This window comes from Fictibacillus sp. B-59209, from assembly GCF_036216745.1.
Lineage (GTDB): Bacteria > Bacillota > Bacilli > Bacillales > Fictibacillaceae > Fictibacillus_C > Fictibacillus_C marinisediminis.
Map to the genome: position 1 here is coordinate 1 of NZ_JARMMC010000010.1, position 26,394 is coordinate 26,394.

Genomic DNA, 26,394 nt, shown 5'->3' on the forward strand with positions numbered 1-26,394 from the left:
GAGTAGGACGTTGCCAGGCTTATATTATTCCACAGTAGCTCAGTGGTAGAGCTATCGGCTGTTAACCGATCGGTCGTAGGTTCGAGTCCTACCTGTGGAGCCATATTTTGGAGAGCTGTCCGAGTGGCCGAAGGAGCACGATTGGAAATCGTGTATACGGTTACCGCCGTATCAAGGGTTCAAATCCCTTGCTCTCCGCCATAACTTTTCAACGAATGGCCCGTTGGTCAAGCGGTTAAGACACCGCCCTTTCACGGCGGTAACACGGGTTCGAATCCCGTACGGGTCACCATTTTTTATACATATAACTTTTTCGGAGGATTAGCTCAGCTGGGAGAGCACCTGCCTTACAAGCAGGGGGTCGGCGGTTCGAACCCGTCATCCTCCACCATTAATACTTAACTTTTTCTACATTCAAGAATTTGCTTGTAGAGGAAGAGACAGTCATTAACTCGGACATATCGTCCGTAAGCTTAATATTATCGCGGGGTGGAGCAGTCTGGTAGCTCGTTGGGCTCATAACCCAAAGGTCGCAGGTTCAAATCCTGTCCCCGCAACCAAAATGGACTCGTGGTGTAGTGGTTAACATGCCTGCCTGTCACGCAGGAGATCGCCGGTTCGACCCCGGTCGGGTCCGCCATTTTGGCTCGATAGCTCAGTCGGTAGAGCAGAGGACTGAAAATCCTCGTGTCGGCGGTTCGATTCCGTCTCGAGCCACCATTTTTTTTGCCGGTTTAGCTCAATTGGTAGAGCAACTGACTTGTAATCAGTAGGTTGGGGGTTCAAGTCCTCTAGCCGGCACCACTTTTCTTTTCAAGAACTGTAAGAAATTTCTTCTTGAAGAATAGATGAATTTGTATTAAAATAGGATTTGTCTCTCATGGAGGGGTAGCGAAGTGGCTAAACGCGGCGGACTGTAAATCCGCTCCTTTGGGTTCGGCGGTTCGAATCCGTCCCCCTCCACCATCTAAATTTTAGTTGCACATTAACAATTTAGGGGCATAGTTTAAAGGTAGAACGAAGGTCTCCAAAACCTTTGGTGTGGGTTCAATTCCTACTGCCCCTGCCATGTGGCGATTGTGGCGAAGTGGTTAACGCACCGGATTGTGATTCCGGCATTCGTGGGTTCAATTCCCATCAGTCGCCCCATATGATGGGCTATAGCCAAGTGGTAAGGCAACGGACTTTGACTCCGTCACTCGTAGGTTCGAATCCTGCTAGCCCAGCCATCAATGCGGAAGTAGTTCAGTGGTAGAATACAACCTTGCCAAGGTTGGGGTCGCGGGTTCGAATCCCGTCTTCCGCTCCATATTATCTTGTTTGTTTCTGGCGGCATAGCCAAGTGGTAAGGCCAGGGTCTGCAAAACCCTTATCCACCGGTTCGAATCCGGTTGCCGCCTCCACTACATAATTCCCCAGCGCCGGGGTGGTGGAATTGGCAGACACACAGGACTTAAAATCCTGCGGTAGGTGACTATCGTGCCGGTTCGAGTCCGGCCCTCGGCACCATAATATTTTATAACTTAACTGCCTAATGATTAATTGCATGCCGGTGTGGCGGAATTGGCAGACGCGCACGACTCAAAATCGTGTTCCCTTGGGAGTGTCGGTTCGACCCCGACCACCGGTACCATTACATAACATAATAACGTTAAATATAGACGTTCCTTGCACAGTGCAAGGAACGTTTTTTTTTCTTTATACTTTTCAGTACGCAGAGATATACGTTTTTTCTCCATTACATTATCGCATACTAATATACGTGCATTTGGCGCCTAATACTATTCCACTCTCAAATTGTTCACGAAAGAATGAACACTTTGCCAATTATGTGCTCTACCCTAAACAAATGTAAAAAAAAGGCGAAATTTGTAGATAGAAGGCTGTCGGTAATCATATTCAGTATTCCTCTATGGGATTCACAGTAACGACAAAGGAATATTATCTTTAAACAGACAGTTTTGGAAGGGAGTTTCATGAATGAGTGATTTGCAACGAAAGATGGGAACTTTTGCCCTGACCATGGTCGGGCTCGGATCGATCATTGGATCCGGCTGGTTATTTGGGGCATGGAGAGCTGCACAAATCGCCGGTCCAGCCGCTGTTTTTTCCTGGATCATCGGCATGATCGTTATTTTATTTATAGCGCTTTCTTATATTGAATTAGGCGCCATGTTTCCTGAAGCCGGAGGTATGGTGAAATACACACAGTATTCTCATGGATCGTTTGTAGGATTTCTTGCAGCCTGGTCCAATTGGATTGCCATTGTTTCTGTTATTCCTGTTGAAGCAATCGCCTCTGTGCAATATATGAGTTCATGGCCGTGGAAATGGGCAAGGTGGACGCACACGTTAGTGACGGAAGGCACCCTTACCGGGAAAGGATTGGTTATCGCTTCAGTATTGATGCTGATTTACTTTTTTTTGAACTATTGGGCAGTCAGCCTGTTTGCCAAAGCAAATAACCTGATAACAATTTTTAAAATTGTTATTCCTGGACTCACGGTTGGAGCGCTTCTTTTCGTAGGATTTCATGGGGAGAACTTTACATCCGGGCACAGTGTTGCTCCTTATGGATGGGCAAGTGTACTAACTGCCGTAGCTACTTCAGGGATTGTATTCGCGTTCAACGGTTTCCAAAGCCCCATTAATATGGCGGGTGAGGCAAGGAATCCCGGCCGCACTATTCCATTTTCAGTTGTAGGGTCTGTTCTGATCGCAACCGTTATCTACATTTTATTGCAAGTGGCCTTTATCGGGGCTGTCAGTCCTGCCACGATTGCTAAAGGCTGGCATCATTTAAATTTCAATTCGCCATTTGCCGATTTGGCCATTGCACTGGGCATTAACTGGCTTGTCATTTTACTTTATTGTGATGCATTCATTTCTCCTTCCGGCACAGGAACTACGTATACCGCCACCACAGCGAGAATGATCTACGGAATGGAAAAGAACGGTTATTTACCAGAAGTGTTTGGAAAGGTTCATCCTTTTTACCGTGTGCCTCGTCCTGCTATGTATTTAAACCTTGCTGTATGTTTTCTGTTTCTGTTTGTCTTTAGAGGCTGGGGGGTACTAGCAGAAGTAATTTCAGTAGCAACCCTTATCTCTTATATCACCGGCCCAGTTACCGTCATGACATTAAGACGGACAGGCAGGAATCTATATCGTCCATTACGTGTTAAAGCACTAAGCATCATCGCACCATGCGGGTTCGTCTTTGCCTCTTTAACGCTGTATTGGGCAAGATGGCCGCTGACTGGACAGGTGCTATTCTTTATTTTGATTGGCCTTCCAATTTACTTTTATTATCAGGCGAGAAAGAAATGGAAAGGTTTCAAAACGAATTTCCTGGCAGGACTCTGGATGGTTGTTTACTTAATCTGCATGATGTTTATCTCCTACCTGGGAAGTGAAAAATTTGGAGGAGCCAACATCATTCCATTTGGCTGGGATATGGTTCTCATTGCATGCTTAGCCCTTGTGTTTTATTATTGGGCTGTAAAAAGCGGGATTCAAACCGAGTATTTAGACGAAGCAGCTAAACTGAATGAGCAAGTTAGAGTTAAAGAAATGACGAAACGCGGGAACGAATCTGGGGAAGAAGCAGGTTAACTATTACGGTAAAAAGAAGTGCATAAATGGTGCACTTCTTTTTTTATGCTTTTTAATACATCGAGTTATCCGATTGCCAGGAAAATTAAAAATATTTTTAATTTTCAATATAAAAAGAAAGGATTTTTTTGTCATTTATTAGAATACATAGGCTTATAGGTGAATGGTCATTCATCTTCACCTGTATTTTATTCTAAAGCATGGGGGAGTAGCGGATGAAGGTCTTTAGTTTGTTCAAGGCAGAAATGGCGGGAATGGCAGCGAAAAAAGGGCTGCTGTTATCAGTCATTATTGCCTTGCTCGTACCTGTTGTGTACGGCGGGATACTCTTGTCTCCTAGGTGGGGGCCATATGACAACCTGTCAAACCTGCCGGTAGCGGTCGTTAACAACGATCAGGGAGCCGAATCAGATGGGGAGACGATTAATGCAGGAAAGGATTTAGTCGCTGATCTGGAAAAAGGAAAAGACCTCGGCTGGAAATTTGTTGATTCCGATGAGGCGAAAAGCGGGTTGAAGAGTTTGAAGTATTACATGGTCATTGAAATCCCCAAAGATTTCTCTAAGAAGGTAACGACCGTTCTCTCAACCGATCCTCAAAAACCGGAATTGAAGTATGTGCAGAATGAAGGTTTAAACTTTATGGCTGCACAGGTTACAAAGAGCGCGACAGCACAGATCCGGGAAAAGCTGGCAGACCGGATTACGGAGAAATACGTGAACAATATGTTTGTCAGCCTGAAAGATGTGTCTGACGGGTTTCAGACGGCTGCAGATGGTTCTTCAAAGCTAAATGGAGGCACATCTGATTTACAGAAAGGAACCGGCACACTTTTGGAATCGCTTACAAATAACTCAGGCGATATATCCAGACTTGCTGCAGGAGCGAAAGAACTTGAAAAAGGAACAGGGCAGATGTTTCAATCCCTGTCTGGAAAGCAGAATGATATTACCAAATTAGCCAATGGCTCGGCGCAGGTCAACAATGGCCTTGGACAAATGCTTCAATCCTTGACAAGCAAGCAGGGTGATATTAAAAAGCTAGCGGACGGAACGAGTGATTTGGAAAAAGGCACAGGACAAATGCTGCAGTCATTGACTGCTAAGCAGGGAGATATCAAACGTCTTGCTGACGGCTCACAGACTCTTAAAAATGGAACAGATGAACTTTTAACTTCATTAAAAGGCGGCTCAAAAAACATAGCTGCTTTAGCGGCAGGATCACAAGCCGCGAATGAGGGGACAGGATTGCTGCTAGACAATCTCAAGGAAAAACAGCAAGGTGTTGCGGATTTGGCAGCTGGTGCAGATTTGCTAAATCAAAAGATACCTGACCTTAAAAAAGGAACATCTGACCTGTTAAAAGGTTTAGAACAGACACAAGGTGCTCTTAAAGAAAAGGTATTGCCTATAAGTCAGCAGGTTGCAGCTGGCATTGGTGATGTTACCGCTCAATCACAAGCATTAGGAGGGGGCTTGCAGCAATTATCCTCTGATCTACAGGCATTTTTAAAAGAACACCCTGAATTGCAAAATGATCCTAAATTGCAAAAAATCGTAGGAACAGGTAAAGCTTTATCTGATGCCGCCAATAAACCGGAAAATAAGATAAAGTTAGAAAAACTACAACAGGGTGCAAATGGCATTGCTGCAACACTAACTGAACATGATGTACCAAGTAATTTATCAGTTGCAGATGGGATAAAGCAACTGGTTCAAGGCCAAAGAACTATTGATAATGGTGTAGGACTGCTCAACGAGAAGGTGCCAGCATTAAAAAATGGAACTCAGCAAATTAAAGATGGCTGGAATACCATGGTAACTAAAGTCGGTGACCTTCATGCAGGCACATCACAGATTGCAGCCGGCAACGCAACCGTCAATAAGGGCTGGGGGACGATGACGGATGGTGTTACGAAGCTAGATGCAGGCGCAGGCCAAATATCAGACGGAAATGCTTCAGTGAATAAAGGATGGAAGGACCTAAAAGGTGCCACAACCCAAATCCATGATGGACAAGTCCAGGTGAGAGATGGGAATGCCGATGTCAATAAAGGATGGCATAAGCTGACTGACGGTACAAGTAAACTATATGCCGGGTCTGGACAGGTCAGCGATGGAAACGCGGATGTTGATAAAGGGTGGAAAGACCTCACATCAGGTGCAAATAAAATCCATTCAGGAACGATGCAGGTTAGTGATGGAAATGCAACAGTGGAAAAAGGATGGGGAGATTTAACTTCAGGTGTCACCCGGTTAAATGATGGTGCCCAAAAACTGAATGATGGTTCAGCTGAACTGGCTTCGGGATTGAAAGATGGAGCAGCTAAAACAAGCAGCCTGAAAACCCCTGATCAGAAGAATTTCAACATGTTTGCTTCACCAGTGAAATTAAAGAGCGATAAGGTGTTCAAATATCCGCATTATCGTGATTCAACAGCTCCTTATGTATTAACTCTTGCATTGTTTGCCGGAATTTTGATCATGTCCATGTTCATGAATTTCAAAAGACCGGAAGACGTATCAGCAGCTGCCTGGTTCGGTGCAAAGTTTATGAATTTATCCGTTCTGGCTATTGCTCAAGCTTTGCTGCTTTCCATTGTTGTTATGGTCTTGGCAGTAAACGTTGAGAACCCGGCAGGATTTGTTCTATTCGCTATTTTTGTTAGTATCGTATTTTCTGCAATTGTCAGCTTCTTTGCTGCACTCGGAGTGATTGGACGGTTTCTTGGACTGGCATTTGTTGTGCTCCAGCTTTCCATTACAGGAGCGAATCTTCCAATTGACATGCTCCCTGCCAATATGCGGACTTTAAGTGAGTTCCTGCCGTTTAGGTACAGCATTGCAGGATTTAAGTCTGTTCTATCTCTGGATGCTCCAGGAACCGCCTTATTTAATGCAAGTGTCCTGTTTATCTATCTTGCAGTATTTGCTCTTCTGGCGTTTGCAGTCATGCTTATAAGCAGCGGAAGTTATAAGTCACAAGATGACACAGCAGGACTGAGAGCATAAAAAAATAATATAACAGGTTGTCATATTATTTGAAGTTTGGGACTATATTGAATCAAGGCAGTTGTAGGTTTTAGCGCAGTACTTCGTTTTAAATGAAGTACTGCGCTTTTTTTATTGAACGATAAAAGATTCTGCAGAACCGCCATGAATCTGGATAAACATTTTTTCAATCGCAGCCAGTAGCTTGGCACTTTCTTCTGTTGACATGGAAGGGCGCAAGTAAACGATCTGGAGCGCACTTGTCACATCAGGGGAAGTCATTGTGCGCTTGGAGTCAACGATTGGACTGCCAAACGGGCCGTTGGCATCAGAGGATAGCAGTTTGCCCTCCATGTTCATTAAACGGCCGTTTAATCCCTCGTATTGATCCTCAGGACTGCCAAGCCTTACTTCAACCTCACCGCTTAACGCTGCTGCATTATAAATCCCGATAGGTACACCATATTGAAGAGAAAAGAAATTATTAACGTCTACCGCTGAATTGACCAAACCTATGTCCTTTCCGCTATAAACTCTTCGAAGCAGGGCTTCTGCAGAAGGTCTGTATCTGGAGGGATCCATGGAAAGCGCCTTGAAGGTTTTTCTCCATTCCTGAACCCCGGGGTTGTCAGATACACTGAGCTGCTCAGCATCCAATTTCAGCGATTCAAGAAATAATTGGAATCTGCCCTTTAGCATTTGCGGTGATTCTCCAATCACGATATCATGATATAGTATTGTTCCCAGTTTAAAGGAAGGGACAAGCTTTTTAATATCCTCTGCTAGTTTTATCATCAGATCACCTTGGCTTATCAATGTATTTTATAGATAGTTTACCATAGATGAAGAAATCCTTTTATGGAGAAAGGAGGTACAGTTATGACAGGCGCCCAGTTTAAAGAAGAGCTTATTGCATATAGTAAATCAATTGGTATCGACAAAATTGGATTTGCTTCTTCAGATGTTTTTACTGAATTGAAGGAAAGGCTTATCCAGCAGCAGGAGCTCGGTTATCAATCAGGGTTTGAAGAAGAAGACATTGAAAAGAGAACGAACCCTCAGCTTTTGATGGAAGGTGCACATACCATTATATCCATCGCTCTAGCTTATCCTTCAAAAATGAAAGATGCTCCCCGAAGTGTAAAAGGTGCACGCAGAGGGATTTTCTGCAGGGCATCCTGGGGAGTGGATTATCACCACATCTTGCGTGGGAAGCTCCGGCTGTTAGAGGCCTTTATTGCAGAAAAGGTTCCGGAGGCAGAGGTGATGTCAATGGTCGATACCGGGGAATTGTCCGATCGTGCTGCTGCAGAGCGTGCGGGAATTGGATGGAGTGCAAAGAATTGTTCCACCATCACACCGGAATTCGGCTCTTATGTGTATCTAGGCGAATTGCTGACTACCGTATACCTTCCTCCCGATACACCGATTACCGATCAATGCGGAGATTGCACGATTTGTATCGATGCATGCCCAACTGGAGCCCTTGTACAGGGAGGACAGCTGGACTCCAATAAATGTATTGCTTTCTTAACACAAACGAAGGATTTTCTTCCTGACCAATACCGTGAAAAAATAGGAAACCGTTTATATGGCTGTGATACCTGCCAGACGGTATGTCCGAAAAATAAGGGGAAGGATTTCCATCTTCATCAGGAGATGGAACCGGATCCTGAGATAGCGAAGCCTTTATTAAAGCCGATCCTTCATATGAGCAACCGGGAGTTCAAGGAAAAGTTCGGCCATGTCTCCGGCTCATGGAGAGGGAAAAAACCGATCCAGCGAAATGCTATTCTTGCTCTTGCTCATTTTAAAGATGAATCAGCTGCAGATGAACTCGTCCAGCTGATGAATGAAGACCCTAGACCAGTAATTAGGGGAACAGCGGCCTGGGCTCTAGGGAAAATAGGGGCAGTGAACGCAAGAAATCATCTTAATGCGGCAAAAGAACGAGAAAAAGACGGAAATGTGGCTGCAGAAATCGATAAAGGGCTGAATTTGCTTGAAAATCACGGAATTTACTAATCGCATCACAGGAACATGTCCGTTAGTATAGAAATCATTAAGAAAATAAAAGAAGGGATTTTTATGTGTAATATAAAAACATTATTCTCATATGAGGAAATGAAAAGCCCGATTGGCCTCCTGACTATTATTGCAACCGAAAATGGTGTTTGCCGGATTGACTTTGGGAGCCTTGAAGAAAATTTACCATCCCTTCAATCCTGGATGTCGAAGAACTACCTTAAGGGGGAACTGATTCATTCACCAGGACAGCTGCAGAAGATTGTTGAGCAGCTTGAGAGCTACTTCAGCGGTACACTGCAGGAGTTTTCTATTCCATTAGACCTGTATGGCACTCCTTTTCAAATTAAAGTTTGGGAGCAACTGAAGGGAATTCCTTATGGCGCTACATGCTCCTATAAGGATATCGCACAGGGAATAGGCGCCCCGAAAGCAGTGAGAGCTGTAGGCAGCGCAAACAATAAAAACCCAGTCCCCATCGTTATTCCATGCCACCGGGTAGTTGGAAGCAATGGTGCGCTTGTAGGCTATGGCGGCGGATTGGATAAAAAAGAACTTCTTTTAAACATTGAAATTCAAAACATTATACCAAAGACCTCATGAACCGTTTTTAAACGGTTCTTTTTTTTTGGCTCTGTTTCATATGCTGATAGTACGTTAATATTGCAACACGGGGGTGGCCTATGTACTGGCTGGAGCATCTGAAGTTCTATATTCAGCGGCTGACCGATTGGATGGTCAACGAAAAGTGGACTGATAGTGTTTATTTGCCATTGGAAGAAAGGGAGAGTTTTGCCCGCAAAAAACAGGCATTGCATGAGAGAAATGCCGTCCTTGTTAACAATAATGTAGAAGCACAGGTTCTTAGGCATTCCAACTTTGATGATCTTCGTCAGGTGGATTACATTCTTCACTTCAGTAACCTGATCAGGCATGGTTATGATTTTTATGTAGAAGAATGGACCCAGGAGAGGAGAGCGGTCTTTAAAGAAGATCAGCTGATCAGTGATAAAGTGTTAAATCCTGAAGGGCAGCATAAAGAAAAAGTAAAGATCGAAAGAGAGACTGAGTCTCCCGTCCTTCGAAAGCAGCCGTATGACCGGCTGGCGGCAGTAAGGTATGCGGAAAGATGGTGGAATACGTATAACCCTTCCTTCAAATCCTTTGATGTCGATTGTACAAACTATATCTCACAGTGTCTTCATGCTGGCGGGGGCATTCCTATGGTCCATCATGGCACCCGTTCAAAGGGATGGTGGTTTAAACATCATGACTGGAGCTACAGCTGGACGGTAGCTAACGCCATGAGATGGTATTTGAGCGGCTCCAAATCACAGCTGCAGGCGAGGGAGGTGTCTTCAGCGAGCCAGCTCATACCAGGTGACGTCATCTGCTATGATTTTGATGGTGACGGGCATTGGCAGCATACAACGATTGTGGTAGCCAAGGATTCTTCTGGAGAGCCGCTGGTCAATGCACATTCAACAGACAGCCGGATGAGGTTTTGGAAGTACGAGGATTCCACCGCCTATACCCCGCAAATCAAATATAAGTTTTTTCATATTGTGTAAAAACGTGTGCCTCAAGGCTATATTCCGATAAAAGTGCTATAATAATGGAGGAATAAGCATTCGAGGTGAGAGTTTTGGGTTTACATGTCGTTCTTTATCAGCCCCTGATTCCGGCCAATACCGGAAATATTGCCCGTACATGTGCGGGAACAGGAACATCTCTGCATCTGATCCGTCCGCTTGGATTTTCAACGGATGATAAACAGTTGAAGAGGGCAGGACTGGATTACTGGGAACACGTTGATGTTCATTATTATGATTCTCTGGAGGAACTGTTCGAGTGTTTTCCAGAAGGATTGTATTACTATATTACCAAATTCGGAAAACAGCGCTACTGCGATATGAATTACAGCGAGTCATCACGCGATCACTTTTTTGTGTTCGGCCGTGAGACGACCGGATTGCCGCAAGAGCTGCTTAAGGCAAATGAGGAACGCTGTTTCAGACTGCCGATGAACGAGAATATTCGCTCACTGAACCTGTCCAATACCGCAGCGATTTTAATTTATGAAGCATTGAGACAGCAGGAGTTTCCAACATTGGATTAGCGCAAAAAAAATAAAAAAACGTCCCATATTGGGGCGTTTTTTTATATGTACAGCTTATTTTGCTCCGGGATTGTCATTGTATCCCGCAGTGAAAATGGCGGTTAAGAACGCGAGCATAACTCCTAGTATAAGGATGAAACTCATGCGATCTCCTCCTTTGGGTGCAATTTTCCATATCCTTTCTTTATTATATCGAAACCGCTGTATCCGCACAACGTAAAACTGGTGTAAAAAACTAGCTTGAAAAATATCAAGACTAATCCATCGTCATGACACATAACAATACTAAAACCACTATCATTTTTGGTACTGCTACAACAAAGTTTTTCTATCGGAAAAACAAAAAACAACTTGAATGATTGGGGACATCCTCGCATAAAGTAGATTAACAAACGAAGGATGCAAACACTACGCAAGGGGGTACACATGGATATTTTAAGTAAAATCCAATTGCACCGTGAAGAGGAGAGGCGTCTTGCCTGGGAAGGTACCTTCGGAGAATACCTTGAGATTTTAAAGGAACGCCCTTATGTCGCTCAGTCCGCTCATTCCCGAGTCTATAATATGATTAAAGATGCAGGAATAGAGGAAGTGAATGGAGCCAAAAGGTATAACTTTTTCACCAACCAGATTTTTGGGCTAGAGGATTCAATCGAAAGGCTAGTAGAGGAGTATTTCCATCCTGCAGCTAAACGGTTGGATGTTCGAAAAAGGATACTTTTACTGATGGGGCCTGTTTCCGGAGGGAAATCCACGATTGTTACCATGCTGAAACGAGGTCTGGAGAAATATTCGAAAACAGATGGAGGAGCGGTATTTGCCATCAAAGGCTGCCCGATGCATGAGGATCCATTGCATTTGATTCCTCATCATCTGCGTGAGGATTTTTTTGAAGATTATGGCATCAGGATCGAAGGCAGCCTGTCCCCTTTAAACACGATGAGGCTTGAAAAAGAGTATGATAATTGCATTGAAGATGTGATGGTTGAACGAATCTTTTTTTCCGAAGATAAAAGGACAGGGATTGGAACATTCAGCCCATCCGATCCAAAATCACAGGATATTGCTGATTTAACAGGAAGTATTGATTTTTCAACGATCGCAGAGTTCGGATCAGAATCAGATCCCCGTGCGTACCGCTTTGATGGAGAGCTGAATAAGGCGAACCGGGGGATGATGGAGTTTCAGGAAATGCTGAAGTGTGATGAAAAGTTCCTCTGGCATTTATTATCTCTTACTCAGGAAGGCAACTTTAAAGCGGGACGATTTGCGCTGATCTCTGCGGATGAATTGATTGTCGCTCATACGAATGAATCGGAATACCGGTCATTTATCGCCAATAAGAAAAATGAAGCTTTACATTCCAGGATTATCGTTATGGGAGTTCCGTACAACCTAAGGGTTTCTGAAGAAGAACGCATCTATGGAAAGATGATCAAAGACAGTGATATGTCCCATGTCCACATTGCTCCTCATGCCTTGAGAGTTGCAGCGATTTTCTCAATACTAACCCGTTTGAAGGACTCAAAGAAGCAGGGTATGGACCTGATCAAGAAAATGAGGCTGTATGACGGCGAGATCGTGGAAGGCTACAACCATATCGATCTGGAAGAGCTGCAGAAGGAGTTTTCGGATGAGGGAATGAGCGGAATCGATCCTCGTTACGTCATTAACAGGATCTCTTCTGCCATCATCCGCAAAGACATTCCATCGATCAACGCACTCGATGTTCTCCGCTCTATGAAGGATGGACTGGACCACCATGCTTCGATTACGAAAGAGGATAAAGAGCGCTTTATTAATTTTATCTCCCTGGCACGAAAGGAATATGATGAGATTGCGAAGAAAGAAGTTCAGAAAGCCTTTGTTTATTCTTATGAAGAATCTGCAAAAACACTGATGGATAATTACCTCGACAATGTGGAAGCTTATTGCAATAAAAATAAACTGAGAGACCCGCTGACTGGTGAAGAGATGAGCCCGGACGAAAAGCTGATGCGGTCTATTGAAGAACAGATTGGAATCTCTGAAAATGCGAAGAAAGCATTCCGGGAAGAAATTTTAATCCGAATTTCCGCTTATGCGAGAAAAGGAAAGAAATTTGATTATAATTCCCACGAACGCTTAAGAGAAGCAATCCAGAAGAAGCTGTTTGCAGATTTGAAAGATGTTGTTAAAATTACGACTTCTTCAAAGACACCTGATGAAACACAGCTCAAAAAGGTAAATGAAGTCATAGCCCGCCTCGTCGAAGACCATGGGTACAATACGACATCAGCGAACGAACTCCTAAGGTATGTAGGAAGCCTTTTAAACCGCTAGTTATTAAAAACGCATCCCTATGATTTCATAGGATGCGTTTTTTTTATAAAGTCTTGCCCAGAAGTATGACCCAAGGCAAAAAAATATGTGGATTATAAAAGAATAAAGGGGACTTAGAAAGAGAATACCTTGTATTATGATAAACTATAGTGGTAAATTGATACTAAACGCTAACAAAAAGGAAGTGAAAGGATGAGTTCCAGGGAGGATAGCAGCCAATTATGGGATTGGATCAAAGCCATTGGAATAGCACTTATACTAGCGTTGCTGATAAAGAAATTTTTATTTGAACAGTACGTAGTTTATGGAGAATCCATGATGCCGACCATTCAAAATGGAAACAGGCTGATTGTAAATAAATTAGGCTACAATCTTGGTGAGCCTAAACGGTTTGATTTGATTGTGTTTCATGCGAATGCGAAAGAGGACTATATTAAACGGGTGATTGGCATGCCGGGTGAGCGGATTGCCTATCAAAATGATCACCTTTATATCAATGGCAAACAAATTGATGAGCCCTATTTAGATGATTACAAGAAGCATATTACAAGCGGGAATCTGACAGGTGATTTTACATTGGAAGAAGTAACCGGCCAAAAGGTCATTCCAAAAGGAAAAGTCTTTGTTATGGGAGATAATCGGCTGCACAGCATTGACAGCCGCCATATCGGGCTGATCGATATGAAAAAAATAGTGGGTGAAGTAAACCTGCGCTATTGGCCTGTAAAAGAGCTTGAAGTTATCAAGTAAGTTTATTGAGATTGGAATAAGGGAATAGTGCACGTAAGAGGTGATGGTATATGTCGAGAGAACAGGATTATACAGAAAAACCAAAAAACAGCTCCATGACTCCAAACTTTAAAGAAATGAAGGAACATGGAAAGGTAATGGAGAAAATGTCCACGAATGAGGATGTAGAGAAACGCGGAAAAACGCCTGACCCTGCGCAGTATGAACATAACAATAAAAAGAAGAATAACCAGTAAAAACCTGTTTCGGGTAACCGAAGCAGGTTTTTTGATTAGAATGAAAATTGCCTGTTTACTATTGAGAATGAATCTCATATAATGAGAATATACATTGATAATAATTATCATTCTCTCAGGGGTGCTAAAATATGGTTTTAACGGATATTAGAGCTGGCGGAAAAGCAAAAATCATAAATACAGAGCTTGTGAATACATTGGTACGCAGAAGACTGCTTGATTTGGGAATCATGGAAGGAACTGAAATCATCATCAAAAGAATTCTTCCGTTTGGAGGGCCTTTTGCTGTTGAAGCAGGCGGACAATGGGTTGGGATCCGCAGAAGTGAAGCAAAAATGATTCAGGTCTGCCATTCATGATTGAAATCGCACTAGCCGGTAACCCGAATACCGGAAAGACATCTTTGTTTAACATCCTAACGAATTCTTACGAATATGTAGGAAACTGGTCAGGTGTAACCGTAGAAAAGAAAGTCGGAATGCTGAACAATAAAAAAGGGCACTTGATTGATCTGCCCGGAATCTATTCACTTAACCCGCTTTCAAAAGATGAAGGGGTTGCAACCCGTTTCCTGATTGAAGAACAATTTTCCATGGTTTTAAATATCGTTGATGCTTCACAGCTTGAACGTAACTTATACTTAACGATTCAGCTTCTCGAATATGGCAAGCCCGTAGTCATTGGCCTTAACATGGTGGACGTTGCTAAAGGCCGCGGGATCTCAATAGATGAAAAAAAGCTGTCTGAAAAGCTGAATAGCCCTGTTCTTCCAATCGTCGCCAGAACAGGTTCTGGCTGCAAAGAGCTGGCGGGGCTGTTGACCAATGAGCAGCAAGTGAATCAGCCTTTATATATTTCCTATGGCAGTATACTTGAAAAAGCAATGGATCAATTAGCGGCTAAAATTCCTGACATTGACGGCTTGCCGCCTAAGCGATGGCTTGCTCTTCAGTTCTTTGAAGGAAATGATGTCGTGCGCACATTGCTTCAATCGTACATTGCAGAGGAAGAGCTCCAGACGTTGCTCGCAGAGACAGAACAACGTATTCAAAGCGAAGAAAAAGCTAAATCATTGCTGTATTTTATACGAGCTGTCCGAGCCGCCTACATCCAGGATATTGTGGACGTCTCCTTAATAAAAGGGAAAGACGTAAAATATACATTATCCGATCGCATTGATAACATCGTAACGAACAAATTTTTAGGTATTCCTATTTTTATTTTTTTCATGTACTTCATTTTCAAACTCACATTTGATTGGCTTGGGAGCCCAATTTCTGATATGCTCGATGGATTCCTGACGGGTCCTTTAACAGATACATTGAAATCCATCCTGCAAGCAGCCGGTGCTTCTTCATTTATCCAGGCAGTGATTCTGGATGGCATCGTGGCTGGAGTGGGAGGAGTTCTTGTATTTGTACCCCAGATCATGATCCTTTTCTTCCTGATCTCTTTCATTGAAGATTCAGGATACATGGCGAGGATTGCCATGGTTATGGATAAGACGTTAGAGAGCATCGGGTTGAACGGGAAAGCGTTTATCCCCATGATTATCGGTTTTGGATGCAACGTTCCAGGAATTATGGCAGCGAGAACGATTGAGCAGCCAAAGGAACGCCTCTTAACCATTATATTAACGCCGTTGATGTCCTGTTCCGCACGGCTGTCTGTTTACAGCCTGTTTGTGGGAGCGTTCTTTACACAAAATCAAGCGCTTATAGTGCTCTCTCTTTACCTATTGGGAATTCTGATTGCACTGACTCTGGCCAAGCTTTTCTCTTCAACCATACTTAAGGAAGAGAGTTCGATGTTCGTGATCGAGCTTCCTCCTTACCGCATTCCACAATGGCGTACGCTCATGAGGAATACATGGGAAAAAGGGAAGGGGTTTGTTAGGAAAGCCGGAACCTTTATCTTTGGAGGATCGGTCGTGATCTGGTTCCTGAGTTATGCAGGTCCGTCCGGTTTTGACGTTGAAATGAATAAGAGCTTCCTGGCCATGATCGGCGGAGTGCTCGCTCCACTGTTTGAACCTATTGGATTTGGCAGCTGGCAGGCGGGAGCTGCTTTACTGACAGGATTCCTCGCCAAAGAAGTTGTCGTATCCACGATGAATATTATTTATGTGGCACCTGATCTTCACACACTGCAGGGCGTGATGGCGCACCACTTCACTCCATTGGCGGCTTATAGCTTCATGGCATTTTTACTGCTGTACGTCCCTTGTCTTGCAACGGTTGCCGTAATCAAAAAGGAAACCGGATCAACTAAATGGACATGGTTTTCGATTATCTACGCCCTTATCATCGCTTACCTGGTTTCATTGGTGATCTACCAGGGCGGAAAGCTGCTCGGCTTTTAAGTTTTAACGGAAAGTAGGGATAATGAATGCTGCTTAATATTTTGCTCGGCTTACTTATTTTTGGATATGCAGGCTTCACCATTTTCCGATTTGTAAAAAAGAGCAAACAAGGAAAATGCGCAACCTGTGCATTGAAGAAAGGCTGCCAGTCCGCATGCAGTGATATGATGGATGATAAAGTTGCCTTATCAAACTACAATAAATAACTTTCAAAGCATTCCATGTTCTTCATGGGGTGCTTTTTTTGTGCCGTTTGAAGATGGAGTTGAGCGAAAATCTAAATAATTGAGCCAAACGGATGATTAATTGATTCTAATTCGAAATAATTGAGCCAAACTAGCGTTTAATTGTAACTAACTGGAAATTCAGACTTTTTCACTTGCGATACAGCCCCCCGTACCCAAAGAAAAAGACTTAAGGGTCCTGCTTCTTGTTGAGCAAACCTACGCTTATCTCAATAGATTGAAAAATGTGTCAATTACTTAGCAATTCTCATCTTGTACTGCATAGGATAAAGTAACCAACCCTTTTTCAATTCAAAAGCGGGTGGTTCTTTTATCAATTGACCCGATTTCATTCAAATAAAATAATGAGCCAATTAAAAAAGAAGGAGGGGAAATAATGAGCGAGGAAGCTAAAAACAATTTTGCCGTTTCTCAAGAGAACTGGTCCCTCCACCGCAAAGGCTATCAGGATCATCAGAGACACATGGAAAAGGTCCAGGAGGCCATTAAAAACAACCTGCCAGATCTAATCAGTGAAGAAAACATTATTCTATCCAATGGGCGTGATGTTATTAAAATACCAATCCGTTCCCTGGATGAATACAAAATCCGATACAATTATGAGAAGAATAAGCATGTAGGGCAGGGGGACGGTGACAGCCAGGTAGGAGACGTGGTGGCGAGAGATGGGAACGGAAACCAGGCTGGAGCTGGAAAGGGCAAAGGTCAGGCAGGCGACAAGCCGGGAGCCGATTATTCGGAAGCGGAAGTATCACTTGCAGAGCTTCAGGAATTTTTGTTTAAAGAGCTGGAATTGCCGGATTTAAAACAAAAAGAACAGGACAATATCGTTCTGGAAAAGGTTGAGTTCAACGATATTCGCAAGACTGGATTAATGGGGAACGTAGATAAGAAACGCACCATTCTAACTGCTTTTAAGCGCAATGCCTTAAAAGGAAAACCGGCAATAGCACCCATTTATAACGACGACCTGCGTTTTAAAACCTGGAATGAAGTCGTAAAACCGGAATCAAAAGCTGTAGTCCTTGCTATGATGGATACATCAGGATCAATGGGGATTTGGGAAAAATACATGGCAAGAAGTTTTTTCTTTTGGATGACCCGTTTTTTGCGTTCCAAATACGAAACAGTGGAAATTGAATTTATTGCTCATCATACAGAAGCGAAAGTTGTAACAGAAGAAGATTTCTTTTCAAAAGGGGAGAGCGGAGGAACGATTTGTTCGTCAGCTTATCGTAAAGCCCTGGAATTAATTGAAACAAAGTATTCACCATCACGGTTTAATATTTATCCTTTTCATTTTTCAGACGGTGATAATCTGACAAGCGACAATGCTCGTTGCGTTAAGCTTGTGCAGGAAATTATGGAGCACAGTAATATGTTTGGATATGGCGAGGTCAATGCCTATAACCGCCATTCCACTTTGATGAGTGTGTATAAAAACATCACAGATCCTAAATTCAATTATTATATTCTTAAAGAAAAAGCAGATGTATATCATTCCATGAAAAGCTTTTTCAGAAAAAGAGAAGCAGCAAAATAAGCTGCTAACCCATTATCCATGTATTGGATAATGGGTTTTCTTTTATTATGCAGGAAAGTTACATATAACTAATTCATAACCAAATGGGAGGGGACGGAGTCGTTGAATGTTATTCGAATCATGAAGCAGATAGTGTTAGCGGTTATTCTATCTGCTGCTGTGTTGTGCATCTCCCCTAAGATCGCAAGTGCTGCGTGGTTTGAACCGCTTAAGGTGCATTTCTTAGATGTCGGGCAGGCGGATTGCATCCTGATTCAGATGCCAAATGGGAGAAATATGCTTGTTGATGCCGGCGATGAAAATGATGGACCTGAGATCATCCGGTACTTGCAAAGCCAGGGAGTTGTAGACATAGACGTTTTGGTGGCCACGCATCCTCACCATGACCATATCGGATCGATGGACGATGTGATCCGCAATTTTAATGTGAAAAAGATTTATATGCCCAATCTTCCGTATGATACCGCTTATTATCACGATCTTTTCAAAATTATTAACGAAAAGAACATCCCGGTAGAACGTGCCAAGGCAGGAACCAAATTCCGTTTTGGTTTTTCGGTGAAGGTTGATATGCTTGCACCTGGTTCTGCTTATTATAAATACATTAATGATTACTCTGCGGTCTTAAGAATTACACACGGGAAAAACCGCTTTTTGCTGATGGCTGACGCTGGAATGGAATCGGAAAAGGAACTGCTGTCATCCAAAAAGGATTTAAAAGCAAATGTCATTAAAATAGGTCATCATGGAGCAAATACGGGAACAACGATGGCGTTTTTAAAAGCAGTCCATGCGAAGACAGCTATGATCTCGGTAGGAAACAATAATCCCTATCATTATCCATCAAAAGAAGTGCTGTTCCGTCTGGAAAGACTGAATATGACCATCTACAGAACCGATCAGCTCGGAGTCATAACGGCTATCAGCAACGGAAATAAAATTACGTTTCGAACGAACGGATTTAAATAAGGCAGCCTGCTTTGGGCTGTCTTGTTTTTTTGTGATTTTGTAGGTTAAGGTAGGATAAAATATAGTTTGCATAGGAGTAATGTCTAGCTCCAGCGCTTGTCGGATTTTAGCTGGGCACTTGCGTTTTTCTAAAAAAGGCTTCTCCCTTGCACTTTTAGGGCAGGGATAAGAAAATAAAGATATGAAAAGGGAGGATGGGAAGCAAATGATAAAAGCTGTAGTCTTTGACTTTGATGGGCTTATCTTAGATTCGGAGAAGAGTATATATAATGCCATTCAAGAAATTTTTACTGAGCATTCTTGCAATATGCCCTTAGAGTTATGGCAGCAATGCATCGGAACAAAAGATTTTCTGGATCCCTTTGAATACCTTGAAGAACAAATCAACAAGAAGGTCGATAGAAAGGGCTTGCGTGCCAAGCATCATGAGCGGGTACTATCCATGCTCGAGGGTGAAAAACCCTTGCCGGGAGTGGAAGACTATCTTGAAGCTGCTAAAGAACTCGGTCTGAAAATAGCATTGGCAACCAGTTCCTCACGTCAGTGGGTAACGGGGCACCTGGAAAAATTAAATTTGCTTTCCTATTTTGACTGCCTTAAAACAGCGGATGATGTGGAACATGTAAAACCAGATCCGGCACTGTATTTGGAAGCCGTAAAATGCCTTGGGGTTAAACCCAATGAAGCGATCGCGTTTGAGGATTCGGCAAATGGAGCGAGAGCAGCAAAGGCAGCAGGGCTTTATTGCGTGGTCATTCCAAATGAAGTAACAAAGGGACTTGCATTTGGAGATGTAGATCACCAGATGGAATCATTGGCAGAAGTACAGTTGAAGGAACTGATGAACAGATTCTGATGTTCAAAATCCAGGGGGTCAATCACCTAACTTTTGCTGTTGAAAATTTAAGCCGATCGCTGATTTTTTATCAAAATATATTAAAAGCTGAGCTTGTTCACAGAGGGCGGACTGACGCATATCTCGAGTGGGGGCCAGTGTGGATTTGTTTACTGGAACGGGGAGAAGCTAAGAAAGCGGATAGGGTATCAGCAGGTATAGACCATGCGGCTTTCACTGTACTTGAAGCAGATTTTGATCAAGCAGTTGAAATCCTTATAGCTAACGAAGTAAAAATTATCAGAGGCCCTATAGAACGAGGCGGAGGACGCTGCGTTAATTTTTTGGATCCTGATGGCATACAGCTGGAGCTCAACACAGGCTCTTTGGCTGAGAGAATGAGCAATTGGATTTGATGCATGAAAAAGGATAGGAGTGAATCCATTGAGCGAAGTTGATGTTTCCAAATTTGAAAAGAAGATTGAGCTTAGGAATATACAATACAATGATATAGATGAAATACTTGAATTGCAGAAAACCTGTTTCCCAGATCACATGGAGCCGTGGAAGCGCGAGCAGCTTGAAAGCCATCTGGACATTTTTCCTGAAGGTCAGTTTGTAGTTACATACGAGGGAAAAATCATTGGCAGCTGTTCAAGTCTGATCGTTAACTTTGATGAATATGATGACCAGCATACTTGGGACGAGATCACTGATGAGGGGTACATTACCAACCATAACCCCAATGGCTATAACCTATACGGCATAGAAGTTATGGTCCATCCGGAATACCGAAGGATGAAGATCGGAAAGCGTCTTTATGAAGCGAGAAAAGAACTGGCTGAAGAGTGGAACCTGAAAAGTATTATCCTTGGTGGACGCATTCCTAACTATTACAAACATTCGACTGAAATGACGCCGAGAGATTATGTAAAAGAAGTGATTCACCACAATATCTACGATCCGGTACTGACGTTCCAGCTGATGAATGGTTTTACTGTCATGAGGATCAACCGCCATTATCTACCGGATGATAAACAGTCTAAAGAGTATGCGACTTTAATGGAATGGAATAACGTTGATTACCATCCGCATAATACGAGAAGGCATTTTAAAACGAGTGAACCGATCCGTATCACGGCTATTCAATACATGATGAAAACTATCGGATCGTTTGAAGATTTTGCTACACAAGTAGAATATTATACAGATGTTGCAGCCGATCAGGGCTCTGACTTTGCGGTCTTTCCTGAACTCCTGACAACTCAGCTTTTATCATTTTGTGAAGAAAAAAGCCCTAGCCAAGCCATCAGGCGTTTAACAGAGTTTACAGAGGATTACATTGAGCTCTTTACTAATCTCGCTGTCCGTTATAACGTTAATATTATCGGCGGCTCCCACTTCGTTGAAGAGGATGGAAACATCTATAATGTGGCGTACTTATTCCGCAGAGACGGGACAATCGAGAAGCAGTATAAGATCCACATTACGCCAAATGAAAGAAAATGGTGGGGGATTACACCTGGGGACAAGGTTCAAGTATTTGATACAGATTGCGGTAAGATCTCCATTCTGATCTGTTATGATATTGAGTTCCCTGAATTGTCCCGAATTGTTACAGACATGGGAGCTAACATTATCTTCACGCCGTTCTGTACAGAAGACAGACAGGGGTATGTCCGGGTAAGATACTGCTCACAGGCAAGAGCAGTTGAAAATGAGATCTACACTGTCATAGCAGGAACGGTCGGCAACCTTTCCCAAGTTGAGAATATGGATATCCAGTATGCGCAGTCTGGAATCTTTACGCCTTCTGATTTCGCTTTCCCTCGGGACGGAATTGTTGGTGAGTGCCATCCGAACATCGAAACAGTGGTGGTCGGGGACGTTGACCTTGAGATCTTGCGCAGACAGCGCAAGACAGGAAACGTCACTCAGCTCCGTAACCGCAGACTGGATCTTTATGAAGTGGTTCAAAAGAGTAAAAGTAAAGGTTGAAAAAAAATAAAGCGGCAGGAAATTTCCTGTCGTTTTTGCTTATAAATTTTTATTTACCGGGAAATATTGTCGCAGGACATCAGATCATAAGGCAAAAGATAAAAGCGTGTCGAAAGCAGTTTTCGTGGCTTTAGCACTGCGTTATAATAAAAATACTATTGAGAATTTCCCGAATGAGAAGGGAAAACATGCTCGGTAAAGAATTATAGAGGGAGTAGACCCGCACCTAAAAGGAGGAGATTCCGTAATGAACTGGAAGACTGCATATGAAAAATGGCTGAATGAACCGAATCTTGACGAAGAGCTTCAGCTTCAGCTCGAGAAATTAAAAGAAACGGAAACCGGCCTTGAGGATTCCTTTTATAAGAACCTCGAATTTGGCACCGGAGGTATGAGAGGCGAAATCGGCCCTGGTACGAACCGTATGAATACATATACAATCCGCAAGGCGTCAGCAGGCCTTGCAAGTTTTATTGAATCACAAGGGGAGAAAGCAAAGGCGAGGGGTGTGGTCATCGCCTATGACTCAAGGCATAAATCACCTGAATTTGCGATGGAGGCTGCAAGTACATTAGCATCAAAAGGAATTCTAACCTATGTATTTGAAAGCTTGAGACCAACACCTGTGCTTTCTTTTGCGGTCCGCTATTTAAAGGCGTTCAGCGGAATCGTCATTACAGCCAGCCACAATCCTCCTGAGTATAACGGATACAAAGTATATGGAGCGGATGGAGGGCAGCTTCCACCGAATGAAGCGGATCTCTTAACAGAAAAAGTTGAAGAAATCGAAAATGAACTGGCTATCTCTGTTGTGCCTGAAGAGCAGTTAAAAGCGGAAGGGCTCATACAAATGGTTGGAGAAGAAATTGATGAGGCTTATCTTGAGCAATTAAAAAGAATTACCGTAAATCCGGATCTCATCCATGAGATGCAGGATTTGAGCATTGTATTTACACCTCTTCATGGGACTGCTAATCACCCCGTAAGGAACGGACTTGATGCCATCGGCTTTAAAAATGTTACTGTTGTAAAAGAGCAGGAACAGCCAGATCCGGATTTTTCTACTGTAAAATCACCTAACCCTGAGGAGCATGCAGCATTTGAACTTGCTATTGAATATGGAATAGAAAAAGATGCAGACATCCTGCTTGCTACCGACCCTGACGCAGATCGTGTTGGTGTAGCGGTGAAAAACCTGGAAGGTGAGTATGTTGTTCTTACAGGCAATCAGACAGGTGCACTCATGCTTCATTACCTTCTTTCACAAAAACAGGCTCAAGGCTCGCTCTGCCCTAAAGGGGTTGTGCTTAAAACCATCGTAACGTCAGAGCTGGGAAGAGAAATCACGAGCTCGTTTGGCCTGAAAACCATCGATACACTCACCGGATTTAAATTCATCGGTGAGAAGATTAAGGAATATGAGAAGACAGGAGAGCATACTTTTCTGTTTGGATATGAAGAAAGCTACGGATATTTAATAGGGGATTTTGTGCGCGACAAGGACGCCGTACAGGCCTGCCTCCTTGCTGCTGAAGTTGCAGCTTTCTATAAGAAACAAGGGAAAACCATGTATGAGGGCCTCTTGGATGTATTTGATACTTATGGATATCACTTAGAAGGCCTTGAATCATTAACGCTAAAAGGCAAAGCAGGAGCCGAACAGATCCACCATATATTAGACTCGTTCAGAGCCAGTCCCCCAGTGGAAATGGCGGGTAAAGAGATATTGTTTGTTGAGGATTACAGCACAGGGACGAGAACCAAGCTTGCATATAAAGAGGAAAGCAGCATTCACCTGCCAGCATCCAACGTCTTAAAATATGTATTGCGTGACGGTTCATGGTTCTGTTTGCGGCCTTCAGGGACAGAACCGAAGATCAAGTTTTACTTTGCCGTCAAATCAGGCTCCTTCAGCAGCAGTGAAACCTTGCTGCGTGAGCTGAAGACTGACGTTATGAATCACGTCCATCAGCTTATTGCAGCAGCCCAGTAAAAATAGTAAAAAGCAGTCCCGGGATCCGGAACTGCTTTTTTCAGATCAGGAACAATAACAGGGAGATTTCATATGGATAAACAAGACAGGAAAGCAACGATTGATTCTAGGTACATCCAGCAGCATCTGGCCAATGAGCGGACATATCTCGCTTGGATTCGGACGGCCATTGCTATGGCTGGCATAGGGTTTGTATTCTTAAATCTTCACTTTACAATGCAGATCAAAGTTTTTCGAATTGAGGATCAGGTGGTGGCAGCTGTTGGGTTTATCGCTTTTTTGCTAGGAATGGCTACCATTATCTTTGCGACTGTCGATTATTTCAATAAACGAAAACGAATCAATGATCAAACGTTCCAGTCACCGATTCGAATGGTTTTTGTGGTTTCAATTTCCCTCGTTATTGTCATGAGTATTCTGATGGTAAGTTATTTTCTCATGCGGAATATTCTATAAGTAACTGAAACGTTTGACTGTATGGTTCTAATTCTGTAAAATTACTTATTATCTATGCATTGGGGTGATTGATTTGGGAAGTATCGTATCAGCGAACTAGCAGAATTAGCAGGCGTTTCAAAAAGAACCATTGATTATTATACAAAACTAGGCCTGTTAAAGGCTGAACGTTCCCAATCCAATTATCGGTTTTACAGTGAAGAAGCCCTACAGCAGCTTACGTGGATCAATTATTATAAGAAACAGCATCTGCCTTTAGAGAAGATTAAAGAAAAAATGGCATCATTCAATGAAAATGCGGGACAGTATGCAGAAACGATGCAAAAAGTCGATATGCAGCTCAACACACTTGAAAAAGATGTTCAGGATTTAAAGCCTCTTCTTCAACAGCTAAACAAGGAGCAATTAAAACTTGCTGTTAAACATATGCCTGCCGAACGTGCAACTTTACTTCACAGCCTTTTATTGATTATTGGAGAAACGCCGCTTATTTAAGGGAACGCCGAAAGTATCCAGTAAAATAAATCAGGAGGTGACATCTTTATCTCTCCAATTATACGAGAGAATAAAGAGTCTATTTGGACATATTTAAGTTATTCGTAGTAGCATTACTGATTGTACTAACCGCTTTTTTTGTGGCCGCTGAATTTGCGATCGTAAAGATCCGCCGCACAAGAATCGACCAGCTTGTAGAAGAGGGGAACAAAAAAGCCATTGCAGTGCGTAAAGTGCTGTTAAACCTGGACGGTTATCTATCAGCCTGCCAACTGGGAATTACAATCACCGCTTTAGGGCTTGGTTGGCTTGGGGAGGGTACTCTTCATCACTTGCTTCAGCCGGTTTTTGAACAGCTGAGCTTGAGTCCTGCCCTTACTAAAACGGTCACTTTGATTCTTGCTTTTGCCATTATTACTTTTCTCCATGTTGTACTTGGTGAGCTTGCACCTAAAACCTTTGCCATTCAAAAAGCAGAGGAGATCAGCCTGATGCTGTCAGGGCCGCTGATCTTGTTCTACAGAGTCCTGTATCCAGTCATCTGGGTGCTAAACGGAAGTGCGCGGCTTTTAACAAAAATGTTTGGGCTGTCTGCCGTTTCGGAGCATGAAATGGCCCACTCTGAAGAAGAGCTTCGGCTGATTCTTTCAGAGAGTTACAAGAGCGGAGAAATTAATCAGTCAGAGTATAGCTATGTGAATAAAGTCTTTGAATTTGATGACCGTATTGCTAAAGAGATTATGGTACCGCGTACGGAAATCGTTTGTTTATATATTAATAAGTCAATTGAAGAAAATCTTTCCATCATTACGAGTGAAAAATATACACGTTATCCAGTCGTTGATGAGGATAAAGACCATGTGGTTGGCATGGTAAACGTAAAAGAAATATTCTATGACCTGATGTCAGGTGTGGAAAAATCATTGGAGAGCTACTTGCGTCCTATTTTAACCGTGATTGAAACCATACCTATTCAGGAAACCTTAGTGAAGCTTCAGAAACAGCAGGTCCACATGGCCGTCCTCATGGATGAATATGGGGGAACTGCCGGTCTGCTTACAGTTGAAGATATACTTGAAGAGATTGTCGGGGAAATCAGGGACGAATTCGATACAGATGAAACCCCGATGATTTTAAAAGTGACCCCTAGAGTTACCGTGCTTGATGGGAAAGTTCTAATTTCTGAAGTAAATGATCTGTATGGCCTTGATATTGATGATTCCGATCTCGATACGATCGGAGGCTGGATGCTTTCTCAAAACTCCGATATTGTTGAAGGGGATGAGATTGAGTATGAAGGCTTGATCTTCAAAGTAGTGGAAATTGACGGCCACCAGATCAAACGCATTGAGGTTAGTAAAATAGAAATCTCGAAGGATATAGAGGGATCAGTAAAAGCCCCTGAATTAGTTACCGATTTAGAGTAACACATTCATATTAA

General features: G+C 42.9%; 22 protein-coding genes, 16 tRNA genes and 1 pseudogene. 38 read left to right on the top strand and 1 reads right to left on the bottom strand.

All coding sequences use genetic code 11. From position 1 onward, the window contains the following. Nucleotides 1-28 precede the first annotated feature (28 nt). From P4361_RS07395 to P4361_RS07480, 18 genes are all read left to right on the top strand, one after another. Nucleotides 29-103 (top strand) — tRNA-Asn (locus P4361_RS07395). 6 nt (nt 104-109) lie between these two features. After that, nucleotides 110-201, top strand: a tRNA-Ser gene (locus tag P4361_RS07400). Between the two features lie 16 nt (nt 202-217). After that, nucleotides 218-292: transfer RNA gene (locus tag P4361_RS07405), tRNA-Glu, on the top strand. A gap of 23 nt (nt 293-315) precedes the next feature. Continuing rightward, nucleotides 316-391 (top strand) — tRNA-Val (locus P4361_RS07410). 92 nt (nt 392-483) lie between these two features. Continuing rightward, a tRNA-Met gene (locus tag P4361_RS07415) sits at nt 484-560 on the top strand. A 4-nt stretch (nt 561-564) separates the two neighbouring features. Continuing rightward, nucleotides 565-640: transfer RNA gene (locus tag P4361_RS07420), tRNA-Asp, on the top strand. Nucleotides 641-644: 4 nt separating this feature from the next. Continuing rightward, nucleotides 645-720, top strand: a tRNA-Phe gene (locus P4361_RS07425). Nucleotides 721-728: 8 nt separating this feature from the next. Next, nucleotides 729-804, top strand: a tRNA-Thr gene (locus P4361_RS07430). Between the two features lie 78 nt (nt 805-882). Next, a tRNA-Tyr gene (locus P4361_RS07435) sits at nt 883-966 on the top strand. 29 nt (nt 967-995) lie between these two features. After that, a tRNA-Trp gene (locus P4361_RS07440) sits at nt 996-1,069 on the top strand. 4 nt (nt 1,070-1,073) lie between these two features. Continuing rightward, nucleotides 1,074-1,149, top strand: a tRNA-His gene (locus tag P4361_RS07445). A gap of 5 nt (nt 1,150-1,154) precedes the next feature. Then, nucleotides 1,155-1,229, top strand: a tRNA-Gln gene (locus P4361_RS07450). A gap of 5 nt (nt 1,230-1,234) precedes the next feature. Next, nucleotides 1,235-1,309, top strand: a tRNA-Gly gene (locus P4361_RS07455). A gap of 19 nt (nt 1,310-1,328) precedes the next feature. Continuing rightward, nucleotides 1,329-1,403: transfer RNA gene (locus P4361_RS07460), tRNA-Cys, on the top strand. A 17-nt stretch (nt 1,404-1,420) separates the two neighbouring features. Next, nucleotides 1,421-1,509 (top strand) — tRNA-Leu (locus tag P4361_RS07465). A gap of 39 nt (nt 1,510-1,548) precedes the next feature. Continuing rightward, nucleotides 1,549-1,633 (top strand) — tRNA-Leu (locus P4361_RS07470). 347 nt (nt 1,634-1,980) lie between these two features. Further along, on the top strand, nt 1,981-3,615 hold the full coding sequence (locus P4361_RS07475) for an APC family permease (protein WP_328088834.1): 1,635 nt from the start codon (nt 1,981-1,983) through the stop codon (nt 3,613-3,615). A 215-nt stretch (nt 3,616-3,830) separates the two neighbouring features. Continuing rightward, entirely contained in the window at nt 3,831-6,626 is a 2,796-nt protein-coding gene (locus P4361_RS07480; RefSeq protein ID WP_328088835.1) for a YhgE/Pip domain-containing protein, read from the top strand. Nucleotides 6,627-6,737: 111 nt separating this feature from the next. Here the strand turns inward: P4361_RS07480 and P4361_RS07485 are convergent, their stop codons facing one another. Continuing rightward, a complete protein-coding gene (locus P4361_RS07485; protein ID WP_328088836.1) occupies nt 6,738-7,400 on the bottom strand; it encodes a B3/B4 domain-containing protein in 663 nt (220 codons plus the stop codon). A gap of 84 nt (nt 7,401-7,484) precedes the next feature. On the opposite strand from P4361_RS07485, the gene queG reads away from it, so the two are divergent. From queG to P4361_RS07580, 20 genes and pseudogenes are all read left to right on the top strand, one after another. Continuing rightward, nucleotides 7,485-8,630 carry a tRNA epoxyqueuosine(34) reductase QueG gene (gene queG, locus P4361_RS07490; RefSeq protein WP_328088838.1) on the top strand — a complete coding sequence of 382 codons (1,146 nt, stop codon included), beginning with the start codon at nt 7,485-7,487 and terminating at the stop codon, nt 8,628-8,630. Nucleotides 8,631-8,693: 63 nt separating this feature from the next. Beyond that, nucleotides 8,694-9,233: a methylated-DNA--[protein]-cysteine S-methyltransferase gene (locus P4361_RS07495; protein ID WP_328088840.1), complete on the top strand. Its 540-nt coding sequence runs from the start codon at nt 8,694-8,696 to the stop codon at nt 9,231-9,233. A gap of 80 nt (nt 9,234-9,313) precedes the next feature. Further along, nucleotides 9,314-10,201, top strand: a complete 888-nt coding sequence (locus P4361_RS07500) for an amidase domain-containing protein (RefSeq protein ID WP_328088842.1) — start codon at nt 9,314-9,316, stop codon at nt 10,199-10,201. Nucleotides 10,202-10,275: 74 nt separating this feature from the next. Next, nucleotides 10,276-10,749, top strand: coding sequence for a tRNA (uridine(34)/cytosine(34)/5-carboxymethylaminomethyluridine(34)-2'-O)-methyltransferase TrmL (trmL, locus tag P4361_RS07505; RefSeq protein WP_053355634.1), 474 nt, complete (start codon nt 10,276-10,278; stop codon nt 10,747-10,749). A gap of 426 nt (nt 10,750-11,175) precedes the next feature. After that, on the top strand, nt 11,176-13,071 hold the full coding sequence (locus P4361_RS07510) for a PrkA family serine protein kinase (RefSeq protein ID WP_328088844.1): 1,896 nt from the start codon (nt 11,176-11,178) through the stop codon (nt 13,069-13,071). Between the two features lie 192 nt (nt 13,072-13,263). Then, nucleotides 13,264-13,821 carry a signal peptidase I gene (gene lepB / locus P4361_RS07515; RefSeq protein WP_053355632.1) on the top strand — a complete coding sequence of 186 codons (558 nt, stop codon included), beginning with the start codon at nt 13,264-13,266 and terminating at the stop codon, nt 13,819-13,821. Between the two features lie 50 nt (nt 13,822-13,871). Then, entirely contained in the window at nt 13,872-14,057 is a 186-nt protein-coding gene (locus P4361_RS07520) for a hypothetical protein (RefSeq protein ID WP_053355631.1), read from the top strand. A 131-nt stretch (nt 14,058-14,188) separates the two neighbouring features. Continuing rightward, complete coding sequence (locus tag P4361_RS07525; RefSeq protein WP_053355630.1) at nt 14,189-14,416, top strand: FeoA family protein; 228 nt, start codon at nt 14,189-14,191, stop codon at nt 14,414-14,416. Continuing rightward, complete coding sequence (feoB, locus tag P4361_RS07530) at nt 14,413-16,419, top strand: ferrous iron transport protein B (protein WP_328088850.1); 2,007 nt, start codon at nt 14,413-14,415, stop codon at nt 16,417-16,419. Before P4361_RS07525 ends, feoB begins: the two co-directional genes overlap by 4 nt. A 26-nt stretch (nt 16,420-16,445) precedes the next feature. After that, on the top strand, nt 16,446-16,625 hold the full coding sequence (locus tag P4361_RS07535) for a FeoB-associated Cys-rich membrane protein (RefSeq protein WP_328088851.1): 180 nt from the start codon (nt 16,446-16,448) through the stop codon (nt 16,623-16,625). Nucleotides 16,626-17,040: 415 nt separating this feature from the next. Then, nucleotides 17,041-18,207: a sporulation protein YhbH gene (gene yhbH, locus P4361_RS07540; protein ID WP_053355627.1), complete on the top strand. Its 1,167-nt coding sequence runs from the start codon at nt 17,041-17,043 to the stop codon at nt 18,205-18,207. Between the two features lie 102 nt (nt 18,208-18,309). Then, nucleotides 18,310-19,176 carry a ComEC/Rec2 family competence protein gene (locus P4361_RS07545; protein WP_062236831.1) on the top strand — a complete coding sequence of 289 codons (867 nt, stop codon included), beginning with the start codon at nt 18,310-18,312 and terminating at the stop codon, nt 19,174-19,176. A gap of 205 nt (nt 19,177-19,381) precedes the next feature. After that, complete coding sequence (locus P4361_RS07550) at nt 19,382-20,032, top strand: HAD-IA family hydrolase (protein WP_328088854.1); 651 nt, start codon at nt 19,382-19,384, stop codon at nt 20,030-20,032. Then, nucleotides 20,032-20,427 carry a VOC family protein gene (locus P4361_RS07555; protein ID WP_328088855.1) on the top strand — a complete coding sequence of 132 codons (396 nt, stop codon included), beginning with the start codon at nt 20,032-20,034 and terminating at the stop codon, nt 20,425-20,427. The genes P4361_RS07550 and P4361_RS07555 overlap by 1 nt, the downstream gene beginning before the upstream one ends. Nucleotides 20,428-20,455: 28 nt before the next feature. Continuing rightward, nucleotides 20,456-22,009, top strand: a complete 1,554-nt coding sequence (locus P4361_RS07560) for a bifunctional GNAT family N-acetyltransferase/carbon-nitrogen hydrolase family protein (protein ID WP_328088856.1) — start codon at nt 20,456-20,458, stop codon at nt 22,007-22,009. A 247-nt stretch (nt 22,010-22,256) separates the two neighbouring features. Next, nucleotides 22,257-24,002: a phospho-sugar mutase gene (locus tag P4361_RS07565; protein ID WP_328088858.1), complete on the top strand. Its 1,746-nt coding sequence runs from the start codon at nt 22,257-22,259 to the stop codon at nt 24,000-24,002. Nucleotides 24,003-24,074: 72 nt separating this feature from the next. Next, entirely contained in the window at nt 24,075-24,458 is a 384-nt protein-coding gene (locus P4361_RS07570) for a YidH family protein (protein ID WP_062236822.1), read from the top strand. An 87-nt stretch (nt 24,459-24,545) separates the two neighbouring features. After that, a pseudogene (locus tag P4361_RS23210) lies at nt 24,546-24,728 on the top strand (MerR family transcriptional regulator); the annotation flags it as partial. A gap of 6 nt (nt 24,729-24,734) precedes the next feature. Then, entirely contained in the window at nt 24,735-24,953 is a 219-nt protein-coding gene (locus tag P4361_RS07575; RefSeq protein WP_053355621.1) for a hypothetical protein, read from the top strand. Nucleotides 24,954-25,036: 83 nt separating this feature from the next. After that, nucleotides 25,037-26,380 (top strand): hemolysin family protein, encoded by a 1,344-nt coding sequence (locus P4361_RS07580; protein ID WP_053355620.1) that lies wholly within the window; start codon nt 25,037-25,039, stop codon nt 26,378-26,380. The last annotated feature ends 14 nt before the right edge of the window (nt 26,381-26,394 follow it).

Excerpts from the sequence above, each read along its gene's own strand:
- P4361_RS07475 (WP_328088834.1), top strand. The coding sequence starts at position 1,981 with ATGAGTGATTTGCAACGAAAGATGGGAACTTTTGCCCTGACCATGGTC.
- P4361_RS07480 (WP_328088835.1), top strand. The coding sequence starts at position 3,831 with ATGAAGGTCTTTAGTTTGTTCAAGGCAGAAATGGCGGGAATGGCAGCG.
- P4361_RS07485 (WP_328088836.1), bottom strand. The coding sequence starts at position 7,400 with ATGATAAAACTAGCAGAGGATATTAAAAAGCTTGTCCCTTCCTTTAAA.
- queG (WP_328088838.1), top strand. The coding sequence starts at position 7,485 with ATGACAGGCGCCCAGTTTAAAGAAGAGCTTATTGCATATAGTAAATCA.
- P4361_RS07495 (WP_328088840.1), top strand. The coding sequence starts at position 8,694 with ATGTGTAATATAAAAACATTATTCTCATATGAGGAAATGAAAAGCCCG.
- P4361_RS07500 (WP_328088842.1), top strand. The coding sequence starts at position 9,314 with ATGTACTGGCTGGAGCATCTGAAGTTCTATATTCAGCGGCTGACCGAT.
- P4361_RS07510 (WP_328088844.1), top strand. The coding sequence starts at position 11,176 with ATGGATATTTTAAGTAAAATCCAATTGCACCGTGAAGAGGAGAGGCGT.
- lepB (WP_053355632.1), top strand. The coding sequence starts at position 13,264 with ATGAGTTCCAGGGAGGATAGCAGCCAATTATGGGATTGGATCAAAGCC.
- P4361_RS07520 (WP_053355631.1), top strand. The coding sequence starts at position 13,872 with ATGTCGAGAGAACAGGATTATACAGAAAAACCAAAAAACAGCTCCATG.
- P4361_RS07525 (WP_053355630.1), top strand. The coding sequence starts at position 14,189 with ATGGTTTTAACGGATATTAGAGCTGGCGGAAAAGCAAAAATCATAAAT.
- feoB (WP_328088850.1), top strand. The coding sequence starts at position 14,413 with ATGATTGAAATCGCACTAGCCGGTAACCCGAATACCGGAAAGACATCT.
- P4361_RS07535 (WP_328088851.1), top strand. The coding sequence starts at position 16,446 with ATGCTGCTTAATATTTTGCTCGGCTTACTTATTTTTGGATATGCAGGC.
- yhbH (WP_053355627.1), top strand. The coding sequence starts at position 17,041 with ATGAGCGAGGAAGCTAAAAACAATTTTGCCGTTTCTCAAGAGAACTGG.
- P4361_RS07550 (WP_328088854.1), top strand. The coding sequence starts at position 19,382 with ATGATAAAAGCTGTAGTCTTTGACTTTGATGGGCTTATCTTAGATTCG.
- P4361_RS07555 (WP_328088855.1), top strand. The coding sequence starts at position 20,032 with ATGTTCAAAATCCAGGGGGTCAATCACCTAACTTTTGCTGTTGAAAAT.
- P4361_RS07565 (WP_328088858.1), top strand. The coding sequence starts at position 22,257 with ATGAACTGGAAGACTGCATATGAAAAATGGCTGAATGAACCGAATCTT.
- P4361_RS07570 (WP_062236822.1), top strand. The coding sequence starts at position 24,075 with ATGGATAAACAAGACAGGAAAGCAACGATTGATTCTAGGTACATCCAG.
- P4361_RS07575 (WP_053355621.1), top strand. The coding sequence starts at position 24,735 with ATGGCATCATTCAATGAAAATGCGGGACAGTATGCAGAAACGATGCAA.